Origin of the sequence: Marinovum sp. PR37 (assembly GCF_028807375.1) — a bacterium.
Classification (GTDB): Bacteria; Pseudomonadota; Alphaproteobacteria; order Rhodobacterales; family Rhodobacteraceae; genus Marinovum; species Marinovum algicola.
Genome location: NZ_JARAML010000040.1, coordinates 1 through 20,844, shown reverse-complemented (window position 1 = coordinate 20,844; position 20,844 = coordinate 1). Strand labels below are relative to the sequence as shown.

Genomic DNA, 20,844 nt, shown 5'->3' with positions numbered 1-20,844 from the left:
TTGACGCCCTATCAATAAAACCCCCGATGCCTGGCATCGGGGGTTTTTTATCGCTTTGCTGAATGCCCGCGTCTCACTCCGGGCAGTATATATTTCGACCATTCGGTCAGGAAATAAGCATCTCTTCCGGCGAGGTCCCGCGCTCCAATGCCTGGGCGAACCAGCCGGGCTTGCGGCCACGGCCTGTCCAGGTTTGTGTCGGATCATCGGGGTTCTGATACTTCGGCGCCGAAATCTTGCCGCCTTTGCCGGTGGTCAGGTCGGAAAGGGAGAACCCCATCTCCGCCGCCTTGGCCTCGAGGGCTGCCAGTGCTTCTTTTTTCTTTCTGTCCTCGAAAGTACTGATCGCCTTGGCCACCTGTTTTTGCAGCTGCTTCAGTTCTTTCAGAGACAATCCGTCCAGATCGATTTCCGGCATGTTCTCTCCGATAGCTGTCGTTTTGACAATTTAGATCGTTAATTCATCGTGATTAGGCAGTCAATTCCGATATTTGTGACATCAGGTCAACAAATAAATTGTTAACGGCCTCTCCAGAGTGGCAATTCCACCACCAAGACCATCGGAACAATCCGATTGGTCTCATTCTAATGCAACATATAGGCGACTACTCGACTGAAAGTCAGCCTTGGATTTTCAGTTGGCAAAATTCAGCCAATTTCCGCAATTGACGCTGATGCGCATCGGCCGGAATAGCCATTTCCGGCGCGGCTTGCAAAGCCGCTGAATTCACCGATTGCAGATCGGACGATTGTGGCGCACCCTCACTCAACGCAAGGCCTAGGCCCTTAGAAACAAGGCAGAACGGGAGGTGAGGGAATGAATATCGCGATGTGGTCGGGGCCGCGCAATCTCTCGACTGCGCTGATGTATTCCTTAGGCGCCCGCCACGACTTCGATGTCTGGGACGAGCCGTTTTACGCGGCCTATCTCGCGCAGAGCGGACGGGCCCACCCAATGCGCGATGCAATCCTTGCCGCCGGCGAGGCCGATCCCGCATTGGTTGCGCGACGCTGTATGGCGCCAGCTCCGGGCGGTCAGAAAAATTTTTACCAGAAACACATGAGCCAGCACATGCTGCCGGGAATCGACCGAGACTGGTTTGCCGCTGTCGCGCATGTCTTCCTGATCCGGCACCCCGCCCGCGTGCTCGCCAGCTTTGATCGCAAGCTGGAGCGTCCTGGACTCGAGGACATCGGATTTCGGCAGCAGGAAGAGATCTTCGACCAAGTCTGCGCCGAGGGCGCCCCCGCCATTGTGATCGACAGCGCCGATATCCGCCGTGCGCCCGGGACGATGCTGACCCGGCTTTGCGCCGCCCTGGGCATTGCCTACGATCCGGCCATGTTGCACTGGCCCGCCGGTGGCCATGCCCGCGATGGCGTCTGGGCGCCCCATTGGTACGACGCGGTGCACCGCTCGACCGGCTTTGCTGGCCCCGAGGGCCCCCTGCCGGCGCTCTCCGACCAGTTGCAGGCGGTCTCGGAGGCCGCTCTGCCGCATTACCGCGCCCTGCGCGCCCACGCCCTCCCCTGCCCCCAAGAGGCCCCGGAATGACCGAGCAAGACTGCACCACCCACGACGCCGAACAGGCCGGCGCCGACGAGGGGCTGATGCTCGATCCGCATGGCTTCGTGAACACCACCAACGCCTGCAACGTCTTCATCGTCCGGTGCGGCGAGGTTTGGACCTCGACCGGCGATTACTGCATGAACGGGGTGACCCGGCAAAAGGTGATCGGCCTCTGCCGCGACAATGGCATTCCCGTGTTCGAAAAGAACTTTTCACTATACGAGATCTATGGTGCCGACGAGGCCTTTTTGACCGGCACTTTCGGCGCGCAGACACCCGTGGCCGAGGTGGACGGCAAGAAAATCGGCACACGGACCGGTGCCGGCCCAGTAACGGAGCATATCCGGGCGCTCTACAAGGCGTTGATCGCCGAGAATGTGGCAATGCAGGCAAAGCGCGATTGAATGCCGCGCCAGCGTTTGAATGAGTGCCGAATTGTCCGGGAAATTTCCGCCTGTCACCCCATTTTGGGGGAAGTGGCGGACCGAGGAGGATTCGAACCCCCGACCCCCTGATTCGTAGTCAGGTACTCTATCCAGCTGAGCTATCGGTCCGTGGAGGCGGGGTATAAGTCAGGGCCAAAGGGTCTGCAAGAGCGAATTCGAAGAAATTCACAAAGTTCCGCTCGGCAGGCGAATTTCAAAGACCGAGCCCTCCGGTCCGGTACGTTCCAGCGTCAGCGCGCCGCCGTGCCCACGGATCAACTCGGCGGCAATTGCCAGCCCCAGACCGCTGCCGCCCTTGCGCGCGCCGCCCTGAAACGCCTTGAACAGATGCTCCTGCGCCTTGGCCGGCAGGCCCGGCCCGGTGTCGGTCACCCGGATCAGCCAATGCTCCTCCGCCTCTTCGGCGCAGATGTTGATTTCGCCGGGCTTGCCGGTGGCCATGATCGCCTGCCGCGCGTTGCGCACCAGATTCGACAGCACGCGATAAAGCTGTTCGCTGTCGGCGCGGATGTGCAGGGTGGCGGGCACATCTTCGGAATAGCTGAGGTCGTATTCGCCGGTCGCCAGCCGCTCGCTCTCCATCACGTCGGAAACCAGTTCCGCCAGCGGCACCCGGGTCAGCACCGGCGTCGGCTCTTCGGCGCGACCAAAGGCCAAGGTGGCCTCGCAGAGATTGACCGCACGGGTGATCGAATTCACCAGCTTCGGCGCCAGCCGCTTGACGCCGGGATCCTCGGACATCTCGATCCGGTCGGTGAAGAGCTGGGCCGAGGTCAGGATATTGCGCAGGTCGTGGCTGACCCGCGCCACCGCGCCGCCCAGCTGCGCCAGTCGCTCCTTCTGCTTGAGCGCATGGGTCAGCTCGGTTTCGAGCATCTTGAGCGCCTCCTCGGCCTCGCGCAGCTCGCGCACGCCGGCGGAGGGCTTTATGATGCGCCGGCCGTCCTCGGGCGCGGCGGCATAGGCCTGCATCTGGCCGACGACGCGCTTGATCGGTTTGACGAGGAACACCCGCACGGCGAGGAACAGCAGAAAGGCGGTGGCGATCGAGATCACCGCCGAAAGGAACAGGATGCGCAGCCCGTAGTCGATCATCGCCATGCGCAGCGGCGCGGTGTCCATCGACACCTCGATCAGCAGGCCGGCGTCGCGCAGCGGATTGCCGATCACCCGGATGATCCGCGGCTCGGGATCGACCAGCCGGCGCAGCCCATCGAGGATCAGCGTCAGCGGCGAGGCGTCGCGCAGGTCATAGGTCACGTCGACCGGCTGCGGCATCGGCGACGAAAGAATCAACTGCCGCGCCTCGTCGCGCCGGAGCACGACGTTGTAGACGCCGGCGTTGCGCAGCAGCTCATCCTCGAGATCGGCGTCGATCATGTCGTTGGCCAGCAGCGAGAGCGAGGCGATCTGCGCCCGCTCCAGATGGCCCAACAGGTAATCCTGCCGAAAGCGCGCCACCGAGGGAACAAAGACCATGACCTCCGCCAGCATCACGAAGACGGTTGTCAGGATCAGAAATCGCCCGGACAGCGAATTGAGCATTTGCGGCCAACCCCTTACGGCACCCAGCGCTGGATCAGCCCAACGATGCGTTTGACCGTTGGATTATCAAACAATCGGGGCGAGAAATAGGCCCCCGCTGCGCGTTTGTTGATCTCTCCGACCGTCGGATAAGGCGAAACCATGGCCGCCACATGCTTCATCTTGAGCTTGTTGGCGATCACCAGCGACCAGAGATTGGCCAGTTCCCCGGCCTGGTGTCCGGCGATGGAGACGCCCACGGGGCGGCCTTTCACCACCATGACCTTGATCAGCCCCGCAGTCTCGCGCTCGGTGATCAAACGGTCGCTGTGCGCGAATTCGAACCGGGTGACTTCCAGCCGGTCGCCATGCGCCGCGCGCGCCTGCGCCTCGGTCAGCCCGACCTGCGCCAGTTCGGGCGCGGTATAGGTGGCCCAGGGGATATGCGCCGTCGAGGTCTTGGCCGGCAGGCCGAAGAGCGCCGAGCGGATGACGATGCCGGCGTGATAGCCCGCCACATGGGTGAATTGCAGACCGCCCGCCACATCGCCGATGGCATAGACCCGGCGGTTGGTCGATTTGAGGCTGTCATCGACCTTGACGCCGGCCTTGGTCGTTTCCACCCCGGCCTTGTCCAGATCGAGGCTGTCCAGGTTCGGATTGCGCCCCACCGCCATCAGCAGGTGAGACCCCTTGAAAACGCGGCCGTCCTCGACCTCGACCTCGATGGCACCCGCCTGCCCGCGCACCTCGGCCGCGGCGGCCTCTTCGACGATCTCGATGCCTTCGGCGCGGAGCTGGTCGAGCACGATGGCCGCGGTTTCGGGATCGTCCTTGCCCAGCGCCTTGGCGCCTTCGATCACCGTCACGGCCGAGCCAAGCCGCCGATGGGCCTGCGCCATTTCCATGCCGATCGGGCCGCCACCGATGATCAGCAGGTGCTCGGGCCGCTCGCGCAGATCAAACAGCGTCTCGTTGGTTTCATGCGGCACCTCGTCGAGCCCCGGGATCGGCGGCACCAGCGGCGACGACCCGGTGGCGATGACGATGCGCCGGGCCGATATCAGATGTTCGCCGGCCTGCACCTCGCTCTCCGAGACAAACCGCCCGAATTCCCGGATCACCCGCACGCCCAGGCCTTCGAACCGCTCCACCGAATCGACCGGGGCGATCTGTGCGATCACGCCTTTCACGTGATCCTTGGCGGCAGCGTAATCCACCTGCGGCGTCACATCGGCGACGCCGTAGCGGCGGGCATGCGCCTGACCATAGGCCGCCTTGCTGCTGGCGATCAGCGCCTTGGAGGGCACGCAGCCATAGTTCAGGCAGTCGCCGCCCATCTTGTGACCTTCGAGCAGCACCACATCGGCGCCCATCTGGACCGCGCCGGCAGCGACCGACAGCCCGCCAGAGCCCGCCCCGATCACCAGGATATCGGTCTTGATCTTATTCATGGCTCAGATCTCTTTTTTGCCGCGAACGGATTTGATCACGATGGGCAGCGCGGCCAGCGCCGAAAGACCGAGCAGGGGGCCGAGGATATGGGGCTCCCAGAGCAGACTCAGATCGGGGCTTTCGCCACGGTCGAATACCGCGCCGAGACCGACGCCGATCCAGGTAAAGACGATGGCGCCCGGCACGATGCCCAGGGCGGTGGTCCAGAGGAAATTGCGGAATTTCACGCCGACCAGCGCCGGCAGCAGATTGGCCACAAAAAACGGCACCGCCGGCACCAGGCGCAGCAGCAGAAGCACGCTGATCTCGTTTTCCCGCAGCCCTTCCTTGAGCCGGCGCAGCGTGCCCTCCGAGGCCTCGAGCTTGGCGGTCAGCGTCTTGCCCAGGCCCCATCGCGCGGCGAGAAAGATCGCCGTGGCGCCGATGGTGGCGGCGGTGACGTTAAACACGGTGCCGGCCGCAAGGCCGAACAGAAAGCCGCCGGTGACCGAGGCCACGGCCGCGCCGGGCAACGAAAAGGCGACGATGGTGACATAGACCGCGACAAAGCCCAGCGCCACGAGCAGGTAGTTGCTGTCGCGCCAACCCAGCAGAAGCTCGCGATTCTCGCGCAGCGTCTCGAAGGTGAGATAATCGCGCAGGGTAAAGAACCCCACGATTGCGACCGTCAGGATGGCGATCAGCGGCAGATTGCGCACGAACGCCGGGCGGGCCTTGGTCGGCGGCTGTGGGGATGTCATATCGGTCATTCTATCGACTTTCTCAGGTCTGGCCTGTCTTTTCTCTCCTGAAACATGAGGCCGCGGCCAGAGCGAGCACAGCACAATCACGGCCGCTTGATGCAAGGTGACGGGATCGAGGGCTTTTGAAAGGCCGAAAGCGGGTTTTGAAACATTTGACGACCCCTGCGACAAAAAATGTTGCAGTGCCGGGCGAATGGGCTCATGCGGGGTTTGACTTGGCGGCGCATGGCCCCTATAGCACGGGCTTCAGATTGCCGCCGCACGCGAATCCGCGTGGCCCGTGATGGTGTGCGGCCCGGAATGGCCAGGGATGGCCCAGTAATTGGAGACGGAGCGATGAAACGCACCTATCAACCCTCGAACCTCGTGCGCAAACGGCGCCATGGCTTCCGCGCGCGCATGGCCACCAAGGCCGGCCGCAAGATCCTGAACGCCCGCCGCGCCCGTGGCCGGAAGTCGCTGAGCGCATAAGCGCTCGTCGCGTTCTGACAGATGACACCGCCGGAGGCCCCCGAACTTGGCAGCGATGCCAGCCGGGGAACCCATGCCCCGGCGGTTTTGTCGTGCCCGGAGCTCCGGGTTCTGAAAAAGCGTGCCGCCTTTCTCGCCGCCGCCCGCGCGCGGCGTCAGGGCACCGGCGGCTTTCTGTTGCAGGCCCGCCGGCGCGGCGATGACGATGCGGCGATCGGGGTGGGCTTTACCTGCTCCAAGAAGGTGGGCAATGCCGTCGCCCGAAACCGCGCCAAGCGCCGCCTGCGCGAGATTGCCCGGCTGATCCTGCCGGAGTTCGGCCAGCCCGGCTGGGATTACGTGCTGATCGGCAAGGCCGAGGCCACCGCCGCCCGCGATTTCACCGATCTACAGAATGACCTGCGCTATGCGCTGCGCAAGGTGCACGGGGGCGGCAGGTGAGCCCGCTGGCCTTTGTCGTGTCGCTGCCGGTGCGCGCCTATCGGCTGATCTTCTCGCCCTGGGTCGGGCACAATTGCCGTTATCACCCGACCTGCTCGGCCTATGCAATGGAAGCACTGGAGAAACACGGCGCGCTGCGCGGCGGCTGGCTCACCCTGCGCCGCCTGTTGCGCTGCCATCCCTGGGGCCGTGGCGGCATCGACAACGTGCCTGACTGACCGGCCCCGGGCCGGGCTATTGCACATTGGGCTGCGGCGCGGTCGGGCGTTTCTTTGCCAATCCCTCACGCCAGGCCAGAAGCACCCCGCCCGCTATGATCACCGCCGCGCCCAGCATCGAAACCGGCACCGGCATCGTGCCGAAGACCGTGAAATCGATCACCGCCGCCGAGAGCAGCGTGGCATAGCTGAAGGGCACCACGAGGCTTGCCTCGGCGCGGGCCACGGCGTTGAAAAAGCAGCTTTGCGCCAGCGCCATCGACAGGCCGACGCCCGCCATCCCGGCCCATTGCGCCGGCGAGGGCCAGACCCAGAACGGCAGCATCACCGCGGTGGCGATGCTGAGCCCGATCAGGTTGTTGACCAGGAGCACCTGCACCGGTGCCTCGCGCCCGGCCAGCCGCTTGATAAAGATCACCTCGAGCCCCAGCGCCAGCGCCGCGCCCAGTGCCAGCAGGGCGCCGGACTGAAACGCCCCGGTGCCCGGCCGCAGCAGGATCATCGCGCCACAAAAGGCCAGCCCGGCGGCGGCCCAACGCACCGGCCCCACCCGTTCGCCCAAAAGCGGGATGGCAAAGATCATCGCGAAGACCGGGTTGAGAAAGGAAATCGCCGTGGCATCGGCCAGCGGGATCGCCGCCACCGCGGCAAACATCAACGTCACCCCGGCCCAGCCGCAGGAGGTCCGCTGCACATGCAGCACCCAATGCACGCGGGTAAAGCGTGGCCGCAGCACCGCAACCACGCCGGAAAAGAACAGCCCGGCAAAGAGGAACCGGCCGAAAGTGACCTGAAGCGGATGCAGAATGCCGCCCAGCGTGCCGGAGCCCAGCGCCTTGGCAAAGGCTGTCGAGCTGGCAATGAAAACGGTCGCCAGCAGCATCAGCGCGATGGCAAGGGGGGGATTTTCGGCCTTGGCTTTGAACATGCTGCGCAGTTGCGCTTGCCGCGCCTGATTTGGCAAGCCCCGACGTGCCGTTCAGCCAAAGGCGGCGGGATAGACCAGCGTCTTGGCCGGGATATTCTCACCCGGGGCGAGAATCAGCGTGTGGTCGACCGGATACGGCGAGGCGAGCCCGGCCGCCCGGTCGCGCGAAAAGCCACAGCCCGTGTAAAAGCCCGGCTCGCCCAGCACCACCACGGTCTGCCCGGCGGCCCCGGCCCAGCCCGCCAGCATCTTGATCATGCGCCGGCCATGGCCCCTGCCCTGCCATTCCGGGTGGATCGCCACCGGCGCCAGACAAAGCCAGACCCGGGGCTGGCGCATCTGCGACAGGGCGAAGTATCCCACCACTTCCGCCTGCCCCTCTGGCCCCGGCAGCACGCTTTCGCCGGCCATCGCGCCCGCCTTGCGCAACCTGGCCACCAGCCGCACCTCCGCGTCACCGCCAAAGGCCGCGCGCAGCAGGCCGTCGACGGCAGGCTCTTCGCCGGGTTTCATCGCGCGCAGGAATCCGGGGGTTTGCAACATCTCGTTTTTCCGATTGCCGGGACAGGTGGCGCGAGGCTAGCCTCTGCCCATGTCAGAGACCAGCCAAAGCGGCGCCTGCCATTGCGGCACGGTGCAATTCACCGCCCGCCTCGCGCGCGGCCTTGCCACCGCCAGCCGCTGCGATTGCAGCTTTTGCCGGATGCGTGGCGCGGTGGCGGTGACGGCCGAGGCGATCGACATCCATCGGGGCCGCGAAGCGCTGACGCTCTATCAATTCGGCAGCTTCACCGCCCGGCACTTCTTCTGCGCCAAATGCGGCATCTACACCCACCACGAACGCCGCTTTCCGCAAGGCCAGGTGGCGGTGAACGCCGCTTGCCTCGCTGGCGTCAGCCCCTTCGACCTTGCCGAGGTGCCGGTGTTCGACGGGCAGGAGCATCCCTCGGATCGGGGCGGCGTGGAACGGCTGGCCGGCGTGTTGCGGTTCACGGCCAAGGCGTGATCAGCGCCCCGACAGATGCAGCAAGGCGCGGCGCAGCGCGACGACATCCTGCGGATCGAGACCGGCGACAAGCCGCGCCTCGTAGTTTCTGGCCACCCCGCGCAGATCGCGATAGGCAGCCTGCCCCGCCGAGGTCAGCGTCAGATGCTCGACCCGCCGGTCGGCCGCATCCTCCTCGCGCAGCAGGAACCGCCGCGTCTCGAGCCGCGCCACCGCCCGGCTGATCTTGGTCTTGTGCACCTGCGCCATGCGGCCGATGTCGCGCGCCGTCATCCGCCCGTAGATGCCGAGGTGAAACAGCACCCGCCAATCGGTGCGCAGCATGCCGTAGCGGTCCTTGTAGATCTTCTGAAACCCGTCAGACGCCACCTCGGAGGCCTGATTGAGCAGATAAGGCAGGAAGAACTGCACATCGAAATCGTCTTTTTCGTCCATGTTTCCGCGATTACCCGTTGTTAGTTACAAAATCAACTATTACCTCAGAGCGCAACAGGAGGACGCGCCATGAAAGACACCCCGCAATCCGCCCCGCTGACCCAGGCCAAGACCCCGGTCGGCACTACGCCGGGCTATATGCCCGGGTTCGGCAATGATTTCGAAACAGAGGCCCTGCCCGGAGCCCTGCCGCAAGGCATGAACAGCCCGCAGAAATGCGACTATGGGCTGTACGGCGAACAGCTCTCCGGCACCGCCTTTACCGCCGATCCGCCCGAGCGGACCTGGACCTACCGGATCCGCCCCTCGGTCAAACATTCGCACCGTTACACCAAGATCGATCTGCCGCAGTGGAAGAGCGCCCCCAACGTCAACCCCGATGTCGTCTCGCTTGGCCAGTACCGCTGGGATCCGGTGCCGCATACCGAGGATCACACCTGGTTGACCGGCATGCACACGATGACCACGGCAGGCGACGTCAACAGCCAGCTTGGCATGGCGAGCCATGTCTACCTTGTCACCGAGTCGATGGTCGACGAATATTTCTACTCCGCCGACAGCGAGCTTCTGGTGGTGCCGCAGGAGGGCAAGCTGCGCTTTGCCACCGAGCTTGGCATCATCGACCTTGAACCCAAGGAAATCGCCATCCTCCCGCGCGGCCTGGTCTATCGCGTCGAAGTGCTGGAAGGCCCGTGCCGCGGGTTCGTCTGCGAGAACTACGGCCAGAAGTTCGAGCTTCCCGGCCGCGGCCCGATCGGCGCCAACTGCCTCGCCAATCCGCGCGATTTCAAGGCCCCTGTGGCGGCCTTCGAAGACCGCGAAGTGCCCTCGAGCGTGACCGTCAAGTGGTGCGGCCAGTTCCACCGGACCGAGATCGGGCAAAGCCCGCTCGACGTCGTTGCCTGGCACGGCAACTACGCGCCCTACAAATACGATCTGCGGACCTATTGCCCGGTCGGCGCGATCCTCTTTGACCACCCCGACCCCTCGATCTTTACCGTGCTCACCGCCCCCTCGGGCGTACCCGGCACCGCCAATATCGATTTCGTGCTGTTCCGCGAACGCTGGATGGTGGCGGAAGACACCTTCCGCCCACCGTGGTATCACAAGAACATCATGTCTGAGCTGATGGGCAATATCTATGGCCAATATGACGCCAAACCACAGGGGTTCGTGCCGGGTGGTATAAGCCTCCACAACATGATGTTGCCGCACGGGCCGGACAGAAACGCCTTTGAAGGCGCCTCGAATGCCGATCTCAAGGCCGAGAAGCTGGAAAACACCATGTCCTTCATGTTCGAGACGCGGTTTCCGCAGCAGCTGACCGAATTCGCCGCCAAGGAGGCGCCGCTTCAGGACGATTACATCGATTGCTGGACCTCGCTCGAGAAGAAGTTCGACGGCACCCCGGGGCGCAAATGACCGCCCCCGGCAGGACAGGCCGCGCGGCATGAGCGGCGTCGGCCTGAAACTGCTGGTGATCCTGCCGGTCCTTCTGGGGGGCGGCCTGTTCTTTTATGCCCTGCACCGGCGCAACCGCGCCGAGCGCAGGCAAGACAAGGATGACGACACCACATGAAGCTTTATTCCTACTGGCGCTCGACCACCTCGATCCGGGTCCGCGCCGCGCTCAACCTCAAGGGGCTGGACTATGATATCCAGCCGGTCGATCTTGTCGCCGGCGTCCAGCGCGGCGCCGACTATACTGCGGTAAACCCCGGTCGCGGCGTGCCGGCGCTGGTGCTGGATGACGGCACGGTCCTGACCCAAAGCCTCGCCATTCTCGACTATCTCGACGAGGCGCACCCCGAACCGCCGCTGCTGCCCCAGGGCGCGGTGGCCCGGGCGCAGGCCCGCGCGGCGGCGCATCAGATCGCGCTCGACATCCATCCGGTCAACAACCTCAAGGTGATCGGCCAACTCAAGGCGCTGGGTCACAGCCAGGAGGACACCGTGGCCTGGATGCTGCACTGGATGCGAGAAGGGTTCACCGCCTTCCAAGGCCTGATCCGCCCCGACACGCCCTTCTGCTTCGGCGAGGCCCCCGGGCTTGCCGATCTCTGCCTCGTGGCGCAGATCTACAACGCCCGTCGCTGGCACACCGACCTCACACCCTTTGCGCGGCTGGTGGAGATAGACGCCCGCTGCCAGGAAATCGAGGCCATCGCCCGCGCCATGCCAGACACCCAACCCGACGCCCCCTAGGCTGTGCCTGCATGGCGCAGCAAGACTGACAAAGGAAGACATATGCCCCTGATGAGAAGCTGGGTCGACAGCGCCAATGCGCCCGACTGCCCCTTTCCGCTCAACAACCTGCCCTACGGCGTCTTTTCCACCGGCGATGAAGAGCCGCGCTGCGGCGTGGCCATCGGCGACAAGATTCTCGATTGCGGCGCCGCCGAATCCGTCGGCCTGCTGAATTTCGGCGACGAGCCGCTGTTTGACGTGCCGTTCTGGAATGAGGTGATGGAACAGGGCCCGGAGCTCTGGGAGCGGCTGCGCAACAGGCTCACCGGCCTGCTGGCCGAAGGCAGTTCATCGCGCCCCTCGGTCGAGCCCTTCCTCGTCGAGCAGGCGGCCGCCACGATGCACATGCCGTTTCTGGTCTCGGAATACACCGATTTCTATGCCGGCAAGCATCACGCCACCAATGTCGGCACCATGTTCCGCGGCGCCGAGAACGCCCTGCCACCGAACTGGCTGCACATTCCGATCGGCTATAACGGCCGGGCCTCCTCGGTCGTGGTCTCGGGCACCGATGTGCGCCGCCCCTGGGGCCAGCTCAAGGGGCCGAACGACGACGCCCCGCGCTTTGCCCCCTGCGCCCGCTTCGATCTCGAGCTGGAGATGGGCGCCATCGTCGGCAAGGAATCCGACGGGCCGGTCACGGTCAACGAAGCCGATGACATGATCTTTGGCTACGTGCTGCTCAACGACTGGTCGGCGCGCGACATCCAAGCCTGGGAATATCAGCCGCTGGGGCCGTTCCAGGCCAAGGCCACCGCCACCACCGTCAGCCCCTGGATCGTCACCCGCGCCGCGCTCGAGCCGTTCCGCTGCAACACGCCGGCGCGCGAAAAGGAGCTGCTGCCGCATCTGCGCGACAACGGGCCGATGCTTTATGACATCGACCTGGCGGTCACCCTTGCGCCCGAAGGCAAGGCGGCGAGCACCGTTGCCGAGACCAATTACAACGTGATGTATTATTCGGCGGCGCAGCAGCTGGCCCATCACACCACCTCGGGCTGCCCGATGAACCCCGGCGACCTGCTCGGCTCGGGCACCATCTCCGGGCCGGAAAAACACCAGCGCGGCTCACTGCTCGAACTGAGCTGGGGCGGCAAGGAGCCGGTGACGCTCGACACCGGCGAGAGCCGCACCTTTCTCGAAGACGGCGATCGGCTCACCCTGACCGGCACCGCCAAGGGCGACGGCTTCACCCTGGGCTTCGGCGAATGCACCGGCCGCCTTCTGCCGGCTTTGAAAGACCCCTACGCGCGCTGAGCCGCCCGCTCACCCGGCGCGCAGCCCCGCGCCGGAACCCCCAGCAACCAATTGCGCGCCCCGGCCCGGCACAGGGCCGGGGCGCGCGCCTCCGGGCTGGCCCGGCCCCGCGATCTGGCCTAAGTCTTGGCCATCTTTGCAAACGAGGCCCCCATGACCCGGATCATCCATTCGCTCTCCGACATTTCCGACCGCTACGACGCCGCCTTTGTCGATCTCTGGGGCTGCGTGCACAATGGCGTCGCGGCCTTCCCCGAGGCCGTCGCGGCGCTTCAGGCGTTTCGCGCCGGCGGCGGCACCGTGGTGCTGCTGACCAACGCCCCCCGGCCGCGCGACGAGGTTGCCGACCAGCTGCGCAGGTTGCAGGTGCCCGACGACGCCTGGGACACCATAGCCACGTCCGGCGACAGCGCCCGCGCCGCCATGTTCACCGGCGCGGTGGGCAGCAAGGTCTATCATATCGGCACGCCCGGCGATGAACGGTTCTTCGGACCGTTGCACTTGATCGACGATCCGGTCGAGATCACCCGCGTGCCGCTGAAAGAGGCAGAAGGCATCGTCTGCACCGGTCCGTTCGACGCCCATGCCGACCCGGCCGATCTGCGCCCCGATCTGCTCTGGGCCAAGCAGAAAGACCTGCCGCTGCTCTGCGCCAATCCCGACATCGTGGTCGACCGCCGCGAGACCCGGGAGTACTGCGCCGGGGCCATTGCCGCGCTATATACCGAGATGGGCGGCACCAGCCTCTACTTCGGAAAGCCGCATCCGCCGGTCTATGACCTCGCCCGCCGCCGCCTGGCCGAGGTGCGCCCCGGCGTCGCCAATACCGCGATCCTCTGCATCGGTGACGGCCCGCATACCGACATCGACGGCGCGATGGGCGAGGATATCGATTCTCTCTTCATCTCTGGCGGCCTGGCCGCGCAGGAAACCAAAACGTCGCAGGATCCCGAAGAATCCGCTCTAAATGCTTATCTCACCAAGGAAAATATCAACCCGACTTATACGATAGGTCGCCTTCGCTGACCTAATAAGGCTTGATTTTCTGCGCGTGCGAAGTAATTATATTGCGAATGTCGCCCCGGTGACGCCCTATAATTACGCTCACGGTCACGAAAGGGAGCCTCATGTTGGACAATATGCCCCGCGGCACGATCTGCATCGAAGACATCGAAATGGGCATGACCCGTCACCTGCGCAAACAGGTGACGGATCTGGATATCGAGCTCTTTGCCCAGGTCTCCACCGACCGCAATCCGGTGCATCTCGATGACGATTATGCCCAGGACACGATTTTTGAAGGCCGGATCGCCCATGGCATGCTGACCGCGGGGCTCATCTCGGCGGTGATCGGCGAGCAGCTTCCGGGCCATGGCACCGTCTACATGGGCCAGACGCTCAAGTTTCTCGCCCCGGTGCGGCCGGGTGACATGGTCTATGCCGAAGTCAAGGTGGTCGACATCGATCACGCCAAACGCCGGGTGACCTTGGAGTGCCATTGCGCGGTCGATGGCAAGAAGGTGCTAATCGGCGAGGCCAAGGTTCTGGCGCCGTCGCGCAAGTTCGACTGAGGCGAGCGAAAAGGGCAGACCATACCCTCTGAGCCACCCGTCCCGGACCGGCTCCGGGACCTCCGGCCCAGCCCGGCGAGAGGCCCCGCAGCAGGTCCGGGGCGCCGCCGCACATAAGAGGCCTCCCGCCACGAAAAAGCCCCCGCCGATCGCTCGACGGGGGCTTCTTTGTGTAGGGTGGGCTTTTCAACCCACCGCTGTCTTACCAGTCCTCGCGAACCACGACGCGGGTCTTGATCGGCAGCTTCATCGCCGCCAGACGCAGCGCTTCGCGCGCCACATCTTCCGACACGCCGTCGATCTCGAACATCACGCGGCCCGGCTTGACCTTGGCGGCCCAGAAATCCACCGAACCTTTACCCTTACCCATCCGGACTTCGGTGGGCTTGGAGGTCACGGGGGTGTCCGGGAAAATCCGGATCCAGACGTGGCCCTGACGTTTCATGTGACGGGTCATGGCACGACGCGCCGCTTCGATCTGGCGTGCAGTCACACGCTCAGGCTGAAGCGCCTTGAGGCCATAGGTCCCGAAGTTCACATCGCTGCCGCCTTTTGCCTCACCGGCAATGCGGCCCTTGAACATCTTGCGGAATTTTGTGCGTTTGGGTTGCAACATGGCTTAGTTCCTCCGGCCACCGGCGCCGCGGGGGGCGGGGCCATCCTGGATTTCCTGGGCCTTGCGGTCACGCGCTTGCGGGTCGTGCTCCATGATCTCGCCTTTGAAGATCCAGACCTTGATCCCGATGATGCCGTAAGGCGTGGTCGCCTCGACATGTGCGTGGTCGATATCGGCCCGCAGGGTGTGAAGCGGCACGCGGCCTTCGCGGTACCACTCGGTCCGGGCGATCTCGGCGCCGCCAAGACGGCCCGCGACGTTGACCCGGATGCCCAGGGCACCCATGCGCATGGCGTTCTGCACCGCGCGCTTCATGGCGCGACGGAAGGACACCCGGCGCTCGAGCTGCTGAGCGATGCTTTCGCCGACCAGGCGGGCATCCAGCTCGGGCTTGCGCACTTCCACGATGTTGAGGTGCAGCTCGCTGTCGGTCATCGCGGCGATCTTCTTGCGCAGCGTCTCGATGTCCGCGCCTTTCTTGCCGATGATGACACCGGGGCGCGCGGTGTGGATCGTGACGCGGCACTTCTTGTGCGGACGTTCGATGATCACACGGGCGACACCGGCCTGCTTGCATTCTTCGTGAATGAAGTCGCGGATTTTCAGGTCTTCCAGCAGAAGATCCCCGTAATCCTTGGTATCGGCGTACCAGCGGCTGTCCCAGGTGCGGTTGACCTGGAGGCGCATGCCGATCGGATTGGTCTTGTTACCCATTAGGCTTGCTCCTCGATCTGACGCACCTTGATGGTGATTTCCGAGAACGGCTTGTGAATCTTGCCGAACCGGCCACGGGCCCGCGGGCGACCGCGCTTCATGATCAGGTTCTTGCCGACATAGGCTTCGGCGACGATCAGCTCGTCGACGTCAAGACCGTGGTTGTTCTCGGCGTTGGCGATGGCCGACTGGAGGCACTTGCGTACGTCCACGGCAATCCGCTTCTTCGAGAAGGCCAGATCGGTCAGCGCCTTTTCCACCTTCTTGCCGCGGATCAGACCGGCGACGAGGTTGAGCTTTTGCGGGGACGTGCGAAGCATGCGCAGTTTTGCCATTGCTTCGTTGTCGGCCACGCGGCGGGGGTTCTTTTCCTTGCCCATGACTTACTTCCGCTTCGCTTTTTTGTCGGCGGCATGACCGTAATAGGTCCGGGTCGGCGAATATTCACCGAACTTCTGACCGATCATGTCTTCGCTGACGTTGACAGGGATATGTTTCTGACCGTTGTAGACGCCAAACGTCAGGCCCACGAACTGGGGCAGGATCGTCGAGCGGCGCGACCAGATCTTGATGACTTCGTTGCGACCGGATTCGCGCGACGCTTCGGCTTTTTTCAGCACGTAGGCATCGACGAAAGGCCCTTTCCATACAGAGCGCGACATGAATTAGCGACCCTTCTTCTTGGCGTGACGCGAGCGCAGGATGAGCTTCTGCGACGCCTTGTTCTTGTTGCGGGTGCGCGCACCCTTGGTCGGCTTGCCCCAGGGCGTGACCGGGTGACGGCCACCCGAGGTCCGACCTTCACCACCGCCGTGCGGGTGGTCGATCGGGTTCATCACGACACCACGGACCGACGGGCGGATGCCCTTGTGGCGCATGCGGCCGGCTTTACCGTAGTTCTGGTTCGAGTTGTCGGGGTTCGACACGGCGCCAACGGTGGCCATGCACTCCTGACGCACCAGGCGCAGCTCGCCCGAGGACAGGCGGATCTGGGCGTAGCCACCGTCACGGCCGACGAACTGGGCATAGGTGCCCGCGGCGCGCGCGATCTGGCCGCCCTTGCCGGGCTTCAGCTCGATGTTGTGCACGATGGTACCGATCGGCATGCCCGAGAACGGCATCGCGTTGCCCGGCTTGATGTCGGCTTTCTGCGCGGCGACGACCTTGTCGCCGATCGCGATCCGCTGCGGGGCCAGGATATAGGCCTGGTCGCCGTCGACATATTGCACGAGGGCAATGAAGGCGGTGCGGTTGGGGTCATATTCGATGCGCATCACGACGGCTTCGACGTCATGTTTGCTGCGCTTGAAGTCAACGATCCGGTAGAGGCGTTTCGCCCCGCCACCCCGGCGGCGCGAGGTAATACGTCCGGTGTTGTTCCGGCCGCCCGATTTCGTCAGACCCTCGGTGAGGGCTTTGACGGGGCGTCCTTTCCACAGCTCCGAACGGTCGATCAGCACCAGCCCGCGCTGGCCCGGCGTCGTCGGCTTATACGACTTGAGTGCCATGCTTTCTGTCTTCCGTTTAGCAATGCGAGGCTTTCCGCCCCGCTATGTTTGGGCTCTTGCGAGCCAGAGTATAGGGCCCCGAAGGTCCCCGGTTCGTGCGCCACCTGCCCCGCCCATCGCGCCCCGGGCTTGCCCCGGGGCCCCCTGGCCCATGAGGTCCCGGGGCAAGCCCGGGACGGGGTATCTGGCTTTGCCGGCCCGCGCGATGCACCAAGACGACAAAACACACAGCCCCAGACGAATCTGGGGCGGTGCGGATGGGGTCTGATAGGGGAAGGCGGCGTTGGGGTCAAGCGCCATGGGGTGCCAGGCACATCATCGCGACACAAGCGGCCTTCGACATGCCGAACGCTCCGTCATTCCATCCGCTCCGGCACCGGTTTTTGGGAATTTTTCCAAATCGCCTCGGAACCAAACCGCCGCCGAATTCGTAGTGTCGATGAAGACAGACACGAAGGAGACTATCACATGACACGTCTGACCACACTCGCCCTCACTACCGCTCTGGTTGCCGGACCGGCGTTTGCCGCGTCCCACGTGGATGCCAATGACGCCGCCATGGATGATAGCGCAAGCACGATGGAATCGAGCGCGACGACCATGGGTGACGCCGAACCCGCCATGGATGCCGACGCACCGCTGGACTATGCCCAGCTGATCCGCTCGCGCGACATTACCGGCGGCGAGATCTACACCATCAACGGCCCGATGGACGACGACACCTGGGGCAACTGGGATTACGAGGGCGTCGGTCCTGACTGGAACGACATCGGCGAGATCGAGGACATCGTGCTCGAACGCAGCGGACAGATGGTCGGCGTGGTAGCCGAGGTCGGCGGCTTTCTCGACATCGGCGACAAACACGTGCTGATCCGCATGGACGACGTGCGCCTCTCGGCCGTCGACGACGAAACCTATGTGCTCGTGACCCGGAAGACCGAGGAAGAGCTGGAGCAGATGGAAGCGGTCGACGAAGGCTGGTGGGACTGAGTTTCCCTCGGTAGGTTAATCAGTGAAGGGGTCCGGTTCGGACCCCTTTTTTCGTCCGCGCCTGCCCCGCCGGCGCATGCGGCACATCAGGGGCGCCGGACCCTTGCGACGGCACGCGGCATCTCTGGGCGCCCCGGAGCCGTGCCGCGGCGGGTTCCAAGCACACGACGCAGGACGGGTGACAACCCGCCATGGCGCCCCGCTCGCTTCCCTCAAGCCCGTCACCGCCCCAGCAGCCTCGGTCATATCCAGCGGCGCCCCCGGCCCCCGAGCCTTGCAAAAGAAAACCCCCGGCCGCTCGCGCAGCCGGGGGTCATGATCCTGACCTTCGATCCTGTCTTTACAGACCGGTGGTCACGTCGATGGTGTTGCCCTCTTCGAGCATCACATAGGCCTTCTTGACGTCTTTCCGCTTGCCCATCTGGCCGCGGAAGCGCTTGACCTTGCCTTTGGTGATCGTGGTGTTGACCGCCTTGACCTTCACACCAAAGAGCGCCTCCACGGCCTCCTTGATCTGCGGCTTGGCGGCGTCAATCGCCACTTCGAAAACCACCGCGCCATGTTCCGACGCCATGGTGGATTTCTCGGTGATGACCGGCTTGCGGATCACATCGTAATGTTCTGCCTTCGCGCTCATTTCAGACGAGCCTCCAGTGCTTCGACAGCCGCCTTGGTGAGCACCAGGGTGTCACGCTTGAGGATGTCATAAACGTTTGCGCCCACCGACGGCAGAACGTCGAGACCGTCGATGTTGCGCGCGGCCTGCGCGAAACCTTCGTTGATCTCAGCACCGTCGATCACAAGCGCCCGCTTCCAGCCCAGGTCCTTGACCTGTTTGGCCAGCGCGCTGGTCTTGCCTTCGGACGCGGCGTTTTCGATCACGACCAGCTGACCGGCTTTCGCCTTGGCCGACAAGGCGTGCATCAGGCCCAGCTTGCGGACCTTCTTGGGCAGATCGTGGCCATGCGACCGCGGGGTCGGGCCCTTGTAGATACCACCCTTGCGGAAGATCGGCGCATTGCGGTCACCGTGGCGCGCGCCGCCGGTGCCCTTCTGGCGATAGATCTTCTTGGTCGAATAGCTGGTTTCCGAGCGGGTCTTGACCTTGTGGGTGCCGGCCTGCGCGTTGTTGCGCTGCCAGCGGACCACCCGGTGCAGGATGTCGGCGCGGGGCTCGAGGCCGAAGAGCGCGTCGTCCAGCTCGACCGAACCGGCGGAACCGCCGTCGAGTTTGATCACGTCGAGTTTCATTCCTCGCCTTCCTTCTTCTCGGCTTCGATTTCCGCTTCAGCGGATTTCAGAGCCTCGGCTTCGGCTGCGGCCTGTTCCTCGGCCAGGCGGGCTGCCTCGGCTTCGGCTTCTGCGGCGGCTGCGGCAGCGGCTTCTTCAGCGGCTTTCGCGGCTTCGTCGGCAGCAGACTTCAGCGCGGCAGGCAGGATCGCGTTCTCGGGGAACGGTTTCTTGACGGCATCGCGCACGGTGACCCAGCCACCCTTGGAGCCCGGAACCGCGCCCTTGACCATGATCAGGCCACGGTCGGCATCGGTTTTCACCACTTGCAGGTTCTGCGTGGTCACACGCACGGCACCCATGTGGCCGGCCATCTTCTTGCCCTTGAACACCTTGCCCGGGTCCTGACACTGACCGGTCGAACCATGCGACCGGTGCGAGATCGAGACACCGTGCGTGGCGCGGAGGCCGCCGAAGTTGTGGCGCTTCATCGAACCGGCGAAACCCTTACCGATCGAGGTGCCGGAGACGTCGACGAACTGGCCTTCGAAGTAGTGATCGGCGGTGATTTCCTCACCGACGTTGATCATGGCTTCGGGGGCCACGCGGAACTCGGCCACCTTGCGCTTGGGCGCAACGTTGGCTTTCGAGAAGTGGCCGCGCATCGCCTTGGAGACCCGGTTGGTCTTGGCGGAACCGGCGCCGAGTTGAACGGCGGAATAGCCGTGCTCGTCCGCGGTGCGCTGCGCGACAACCTGAAGGCCATCGAGTTGCAGCACGGTCACGGGAATCTGCTTGCCTTCTTCCTGGAAGAGGCGGGTCATCCCGACTTTCTTTGCAATGATACCAGAGCGCATCATGGTCGTGCCCTCCTTACGCTTGCAGCTTGATCTCGACGTCCACACCAGCGGCCAGGTCGAGCTTCATCAGCGCGTCCACGGTCTGGGGGGTCGGATCGACGATGTCGAGCAGGCGCTTGTGGGTCCGGATCTCGAACTGGTCGCGCGATTTCTTGTTCACGTGGGGGCCACGCAGAACGGTGAATTTCTCGATCTTGTTCGGCAGCGGGATCGGGCCGCGCACATTGGCGCCGGTCCGCTTGGCGGTGTTGACGATCTCCTGCGTGCTGGCATCGAGCACACGATAGTCAAACGCCTTGAGCCGAATGCGAATGTTTTGGCTTTGCATTGGTCTTAGCCTTCATTGGCGTTGAGGTTGAGAGGAGGATGGACGACCACCGCCGACCCTCGTCGAACCTTGAGGGCGGGGAATCACCCCGCCCTCACATTCCCATCGGGAACCCGCGCGCTATACAGGGGGCGCGGCAGTGTGGCAAGGGGGCAAGCGGCGGTTTTGTCCCCTGCCCCGGCCGCCCGCGGGTGATGCCGCGCGGCCTTGTCGTTTGCCGCGAAACTCCGGGGCGAGCCCTGGAGCCTGTCTGGCGCGATCGGGCGAGAGGTCCCGGATCAGGTCC

The 20,844-nt window shown here is 64.3% G+C and carries 28 protein-coding genes, 1 tRNA gene and 1 pseudogene; 13 read left to right on the top strand and 17 right to left on the bottom strand.

Translation table 11 applies throughout. The features are described 5' to 3' along the window. Positions 1–106: 106 nt before the first annotated feature. On the bottom strand, positions 107–418 hold the full coding sequence (locus PVW49_RS22405) for an H-NS histone family protein (protein ID WP_048532915.1): 312 nt from the start codon (positions 416–418) through the stop codon (positions 107–109). 399 nt (positions 419–817) lie between these two features. On the opposite strand from PVW49_RS22405, the gene PVW49_RS22400 reads away from it, so the two are divergent. Both PVW49_RS22400 and PVW49_RS22395 read left to right on the top strand, forming a co-directional pair. After that, positions 818–1,555, top strand: a complete 738-nt coding sequence (locus PVW49_RS22400; RefSeq protein WP_274591622.1) for an HAD family hydrolase — start codon at positions 818–820, stop codon at positions 1,553–1,555. Between the two features lie 26 nt (positions 1,556–1,581). Continuing rightward, positions 1,582–1,974: pseudogene (locus PVW49_RS22395) on the top strand (aminotransferase class IV); the annotation flags it as partial. 73 nt (positions 1,975–2,047) lie between these two features. Here PVW49_RS22395 and PVW49_RS22390 read toward each other — a convergent pair. The 4 genes from PVW49_RS22390 to PVW49_RS22375 form a co-directional block, all read right to left on the bottom strand. Next, positions 2,048–2,124 (bottom strand) — tRNA-Arg (locus tag PVW49_RS22390). A gap of 57 nt (positions 2,125–2,181) precedes the next feature. Beyond that, on the bottom strand, positions 2,182–3,561 hold the full coding sequence (locus tag PVW49_RS22385) for a sensor histidine kinase (RefSeq protein ID WP_048532917.1): 1,380 nt from the start codon (positions 3,559–3,561) through the stop codon (positions 2,182–2,184). 14 nt (positions 3,562–3,575) lie between these two features. Beyond that, entirely contained in the window at positions 3,576–4,994 is a 1,419-nt protein-coding gene (locus PVW49_RS22380) for a dihydrolipoyl dehydrogenase family protein (protein WP_274591621.1), read from the bottom strand. Positions 4,995–4,997: 3 nt separating this feature from the next. After that, positions 4,998–5,744, bottom strand: a complete 747-nt coding sequence (locus PVW49_RS22375; protein WP_274566069.1) for a TVP38/TMEM64 family protein — start codon at positions 5,742–5,744, stop codon at positions 4,998–5,000. 330 nt (positions 5,745–6,074) lie between these two features. Here PVW49_RS22375 and rpmH point away from each other — a divergent pair, with 330 nt between their 5' ends. From rpmH to yidD, 3 genes are read left to right on the top strand one after another with little or no spacing between them, the layout of a single operon-like run. Next, complete coding sequence (rpmH, locus tag PVW49_RS22370; RefSeq protein ID WP_005980833.1) at positions 6,075–6,209, top strand: 50S ribosomal protein L34; 135 nt, start codon at positions 6,075–6,077, stop codon at positions 6,207–6,209. 21 nt (positions 6,210–6,230) lie between these two features. Further along, a complete protein-coding gene (gene rnpA, locus PVW49_RS22365; protein WP_274591620.1) occupies positions 6,231–6,650 on the top strand; it encodes a ribonuclease P protein component in 420 nt (139 codons plus the stop codon). Continuing rightward, the gene (gene yidD / locus PVW49_RS22360; RefSeq protein ID WP_048532923.1) at positions 6,647–6,868 is read left to right on the top strand and encodes a membrane protein insertion efficiency factor YidD; all 222 of its coding nucleotides are present in this window, start codon (positions 6,647–6,649) and stop codon (positions 6,866–6,868) included. Before rnpA ends, yidD begins: the two co-directional genes overlap by 4 nt. Before the next feature lie 16 nt (positions 6,869–6,884). Here the strand turns inward: yidD and PVW49_RS22355 are convergent, their stop codons facing one another. Together PVW49_RS22355 and PVW49_RS22350 are read right to left on the bottom strand one after the other, a co-directional pair. Beyond that, the gene (locus PVW49_RS22355) at positions 6,885–7,796 is read right to left on the bottom strand and encodes a DMT family transporter (RefSeq protein ID WP_074836137.1); all 912 of its coding nucleotides are present in this window, start codon (positions 7,794–7,796) and stop codon (positions 6,885–6,887) included. 51 nt (positions 7,797–7,847) lie between these two features. Beyond that, positions 7,848–8,339 carry a GNAT family N-acetyltransferase gene (locus PVW49_RS22350; protein WP_274591619.1) on the bottom strand — a complete coding sequence of 164 codons (492 nt, stop codon included), beginning with the start codon at positions 8,337–8,339 and terminating at the stop codon, positions 7,848–7,850. A 49-nt stretch (positions 8,340–8,388) separates the two neighbouring features. Between PVW49_RS22350 and PVW49_RS22345 the strand changes: the two genes are divergently transcribed. After that, positions 8,389–8,802: a GFA family protein gene (locus PVW49_RS22345; RefSeq protein ID WP_074836134.1), complete on the top strand. Its 414-nt coding sequence runs from the start codon at positions 8,389–8,391 to the stop codon at positions 8,800–8,802. Here the strand turns inward: PVW49_RS22345 and PVW49_RS22340 are convergent, their stop codons facing one another. Further along, entirely contained in the window at positions 8,803–9,237 is a 435-nt protein-coding gene (locus tag PVW49_RS22340) for a MarR family winged helix-turn-helix transcriptional regulator (RefSeq protein ID WP_074836132.1), read from the bottom strand. It abuts the gene before it with no gap. Positions 9,238–9,306: 69 nt separating this feature from the next. Here PVW49_RS22340 and hmgA point away from each other — a divergent pair, with 69 nt between their 5' ends. The 6 genes from hmgA to PVW49_RS22310 all read left to right on the top strand — a co-directional run bounded on the left by hmgA (position 9,307) and on the right by PVW49_RS22310 (position 14,312). Beyond that, the gene (gene hmgA, locus PVW49_RS22335; protein WP_371398806.1) at positions 9,307–10,659 is read left to right on the top strand and encodes a homogentisate 1,2-dioxygenase; all 1,353 of its coding nucleotides are present in this window, start codon (positions 9,307–9,309) and stop codon (positions 10,657–10,659) included. Between the two features lie 28 nt (positions 10,660–10,687). Continuing rightward, positions 10,688–10,816 (top strand): hypothetical protein, encoded by a 129-nt coding sequence (locus tag PVW49_RS22330; RefSeq protein ID WP_274566076.1) that lies wholly within the window; start codon positions 10,688–10,690, stop codon positions 10,814–10,816. Continuing rightward, positions 10,813–11,442 carry a maleylacetoacetate isomerase gene (maiA, locus tag PVW49_RS22325; RefSeq protein ID WP_274591618.1) on the top strand — a complete coding sequence of 210 codons (630 nt, stop codon included), beginning with the start codon at positions 10,813–10,815 and terminating at the stop codon, positions 11,440–11,442. Before PVW49_RS22330 ends, maiA begins: the two co-directional genes overlap by 4 nt. 42 nt (positions 11,443–11,484) lie before the next feature. Next, positions 11,485–12,741 (top strand): fumarylacetoacetase, encoded by a 1,257-nt coding sequence (fahA, locus tag PVW49_RS22320; protein ID WP_274591617.1) that lies wholly within the window; start codon positions 11,485–11,487, stop codon positions 12,739–12,741. A 153-nt stretch (positions 12,742–12,894) separates the two neighbouring features. Further along, on the top strand, positions 12,895–13,767 hold the full coding sequence (locus PVW49_RS22315) for a TIGR01459 family HAD-type hydrolase (protein ID WP_274591616.1): 873 nt from the start codon (positions 12,895–12,897) through the stop codon (positions 13,765–13,767). Between the two features lie 101 nt (positions 13,768–13,868). After that, positions 13,869–14,312: a MaoC family dehydratase gene (locus tag PVW49_RS22310; RefSeq protein WP_048532932.1), complete on the top strand. Its 444-nt coding sequence runs from the start codon at positions 13,869–13,871 to the stop codon at positions 14,310–14,312. A gap of 202 nt (positions 14,313–14,514) precedes the next feature. Here PVW49_RS22310 and rplP read toward each other — a convergent pair whose 3' ends face one another. The 5 genes from rplP to rplB are packed head-to-tail and all read right to left on the bottom strand — an operon-like array spanning position 14,515 to position 17,150. Continuing rightward, positions 14,515–14,928, bottom strand: a complete 414-nt coding sequence (gene rplP / locus PVW49_RS22305; RefSeq protein WP_048532933.1) for a 50S ribosomal protein L16 — start codon at positions 14,926–14,928, stop codon at positions 14,515–14,517. A 3-nt stretch (positions 14,929–14,931) separates the two neighbouring features. Beyond that, positions 14,932–15,642: a 30S ribosomal protein S3 gene (gene rpsC, locus PVW49_RS22300; protein WP_048532934.1), complete on the bottom strand. Its 711-nt coding sequence runs from the start codon at positions 15,640–15,642 to the stop codon at positions 14,932–14,934. Next, positions 15,642–16,022, bottom strand: a complete 381-nt coding sequence (rplV, locus tag PVW49_RS22295; protein ID WP_048532935.1) for a 50S ribosomal protein L22 — start codon at positions 16,020–16,022, stop codon at positions 15,642–15,644. Before rplV ends, rpsC begins: the two co-directional genes overlap by 1 nt. A 3-nt stretch (positions 16,023–16,025) precedes the next feature. Continuing rightward, a complete protein-coding gene (gene rpsS, locus PVW49_RS22290) occupies positions 16,026–16,304 on the bottom strand; it encodes a 30S ribosomal protein S19 (RefSeq protein ID WP_048532936.1) in 279 nt (92 codons plus the stop codon). Positions 16,305–16,307: 3 nt separating this feature from the next. After that, positions 16,308–17,150, bottom strand: a complete 843-nt coding sequence (rplB, locus tag PVW49_RS22285; protein ID WP_048532937.1) for a 50S ribosomal protein L2 — start codon at positions 17,148–17,150, stop codon at positions 16,308–16,310. 468 nt (positions 17,151–17,618) lie between these two features. Between rplB and PVW49_RS22280 the strand changes: the two genes are divergently transcribed. Then, positions 17,619–18,140, top strand: coding sequence for a PRC-barrel domain-containing protein (locus PVW49_RS22280; RefSeq protein WP_274591615.1), 522 nt, complete (start codon positions 17,619–17,621; stop codon positions 18,138–18,140). A 340-nt stretch (positions 18,141–18,480) separates the two neighbouring features. Here PVW49_RS22280 and PVW49_RS22275 read toward each other — a convergent pair whose 3' ends face one another. From PVW49_RS22275 to rpsJ, 4 genes are read right to left on the bottom strand one after another with little or no spacing between them, the layout of a single operon-like run. Beyond that, positions 18,481–18,777, bottom strand: coding sequence for a 50S ribosomal protein L23 (locus PVW49_RS22275; protein WP_048532938.1), 297 nt, complete (start codon positions 18,775–18,777; stop codon positions 18,481–18,483). Next, positions 18,774–19,391, bottom strand: a complete 618-nt coding sequence (gene rplD, locus PVW49_RS22270) for a 50S ribosomal protein L4 (protein WP_048532939.1) — start codon at positions 19,389–19,391, stop codon at positions 18,774–18,776. Before rplD ends, PVW49_RS22275 begins: the two co-directional genes overlap by 4 nt. Next, on the bottom strand, positions 19,388–20,230 hold the full coding sequence (rplC, locus tag PVW49_RS22265; protein ID WP_274591614.1) for a 50S ribosomal protein L3: 843 nt from the start codon (positions 20,228–20,230) through the stop codon (positions 19,388–19,390). The genes rplD and rplC overlap by 4 nt, the downstream gene beginning before the upstream one ends. 13 nt (positions 20,231–20,243) lie before the next feature. Next, the gene (rpsJ, locus tag PVW49_RS22260) at positions 20,244–20,558 is read right to left on the bottom strand and encodes a 30S ribosomal protein S10 (protein WP_048532940.1); all 315 of its coding nucleotides are present in this window, start codon (positions 20,556–20,558) and stop codon (positions 20,244–20,246) included. Positions 20,559–20,844: the final 286 nt, after the last annotated feature.

Excerpts from the sequence above, each read along its gene's own strand:
- PVW49_RS22315 (WP_274591616.1), top strand. The coding sequence starts at position 12,895 with ATGACCCGGATCATCCATTCGCTCTCCGACATTTCCGACCGCTACGAC.
- PVW49_RS22310 (WP_048532932.1), top strand. The coding sequence starts at position 13,869 with ATGTTGGACAATATGCCCCGCGGCACGATCTGCATCGAAGACATCGAA.
- PVW49_RS22280 (WP_274591615.1), top strand. The coding sequence starts at position 17,619 with ATGACACGTCTGACCACACTCGCCCTCACTACCGCTCTGGTTGCCGGA.
- PVW49_RS22355 (WP_074836137.1), bottom strand. The coding sequence starts at position 7,796 with ATGTTCAAAGCCAAGGCCGAAAATCCCCCCCTTGCCATCGCGCTGATG.
- fahA (WP_274591617.1), top strand. The coding sequence starts at position 11,485 with ATGCCCCTGATGAGAAGCTGGGTCGACAGCGCCAATGCGCCCGACTGC.
- rpmH (WP_005980833.1), top strand. The coding sequence starts at position 6,075 with ATGAAACGCACCTATCAACCCTCGAACCTCGTGCGCAAACGGCGCCAT.
- rnpA (WP_274591620.1), top strand. The coding sequence starts at position 6,231 with ATGACACCGCCGGAGGCCCCCGAACTTGGCAGCGATGCCAGCCGGGGA.
- PVW49_RS22330 (WP_274566076.1), top strand. The coding sequence starts at position 10,688 with ATGAGCGGCGTCGGCCTGAAACTGCTGGTGATCCTGCCGGTCCTTCTG.
- PVW49_RS22385 (WP_048532917.1), bottom strand. The coding sequence starts at position 3,561 with ATGCTCAATTCGCTGTCCGGGCGATTTCTGATCCTGACAACCGTCTTC.
- PVW49_RS22275 (WP_048532938.1), bottom strand. The coding sequence starts at position 18,777 with ATGAGCGCGAAGGCAGAACATTACGATGTGATCCGCAAGCCGGTCATC.
- PVW49_RS22380 (WP_274591621.1), bottom strand. The coding sequence starts at position 4,994 with ATGAATAAGATCAAGACCGATATCCTGGTGATCGGGGCGGGCTCTGGC.
- rplB (WP_048532937.1), bottom strand. The coding sequence starts at position 17,150 with ATGGCACTCAAGTCGTATAAGCCGACGACGCCGGGCCAGCGCGGGCTG.
- PVW49_RS22405 (WP_048532915.1), bottom strand. The coding sequence starts at position 418 with ATGCCGGAAATCGATCTGGACGGATTGTCTCTGAAAGAACTGAAGCAG.
- maiA (WP_274591618.1), top strand. The coding sequence starts at position 10,813 with ATGAAGCTTTATTCCTACTGGCGCTCGACCACCTCGATCCGGGTCCGC.
- hmgA (WP_371398806.1), top strand. The coding sequence starts at position 9,307 with ATGAAAGACACCCCGCAATCCGCCCCGCTGACCCAGGCCAAGACCCCG.
- PVW49_RS22375 (WP_274566069.1), bottom strand. The coding sequence starts at position 5,744 with ATGACCGATATGACATCCCCACAGCCGCCGACCAAGGCCCGCCCGGCG.
- rpsJ (WP_048532940.1), bottom strand. The coding sequence starts at position 20,558 with ATGCAAAGCCAAAACATTCGCATTCGGCTCAAGGCGTTTGACTATCGT.
- rplD (WP_048532939.1), bottom strand. The coding sequence starts at position 19,391 with ATGAAACTCGACGTGATCAAACTCGACGGCGGTTCCGCCGGTTCGGTC.
- rplC (WP_274591614.1), bottom strand. The coding sequence starts at position 20,230 with ATGATGCGCTCTGGTATCATTGCAAAGAAAGTCGGGATGACCCGCCTC.
- PVW49_RS22340 (WP_074836132.1), bottom strand. The coding sequence starts at position 9,237 with ATGGACGAAAAAGACGATTTCGATGTGCAGTTCTTCCTGCCTTATCTG.
- rplP (WP_048532933.1), bottom strand. The coding sequence starts at position 14,928 with ATGTTGCAACCCAAACGCACAAAATTCCGCAAGATGTTCAAGGGCCGC.
- PVW49_RS22345 (WP_074836134.1), top strand. The coding sequence starts at position 8,389 with ATGTCAGAGACCAGCCAAAGCGGCGCCTGCCATTGCGGCACGGTGCAA.
- rplV (WP_048532935.1), bottom strand. The coding sequence starts at position 16,022 with ATGGGCAAGGAAAAGAACCCCCGCCGCGTGGCCGACAACGAAGCAATG.
- PVW49_RS22400 (WP_274591622.1), top strand. The coding sequence starts at position 818 with ATGAATATCGCGATGTGGTCGGGGCCGCGCAATCTCTCGACTGCGCTG.
- PVW49_RS22350 (WP_274591619.1), bottom strand. The coding sequence starts at position 8,339 with ATGTTGCAAACCCCCGGATTCCTGCGCGCGATGAAACCCGGCGAAGAG.
- rpsS (WP_048532936.1), bottom strand. The coding sequence starts at position 16,304 with ATGTCGCGCTCTGTATGGAAAGGGCCTTTCGTCGATGCCTACGTGCTG.
- rpsC (WP_048532934.1), bottom strand. The coding sequence starts at position 15,642 with ATGGGTAACAAGACCAATCCGATCGGCATGCGCCTCCAGGTCAACCGC.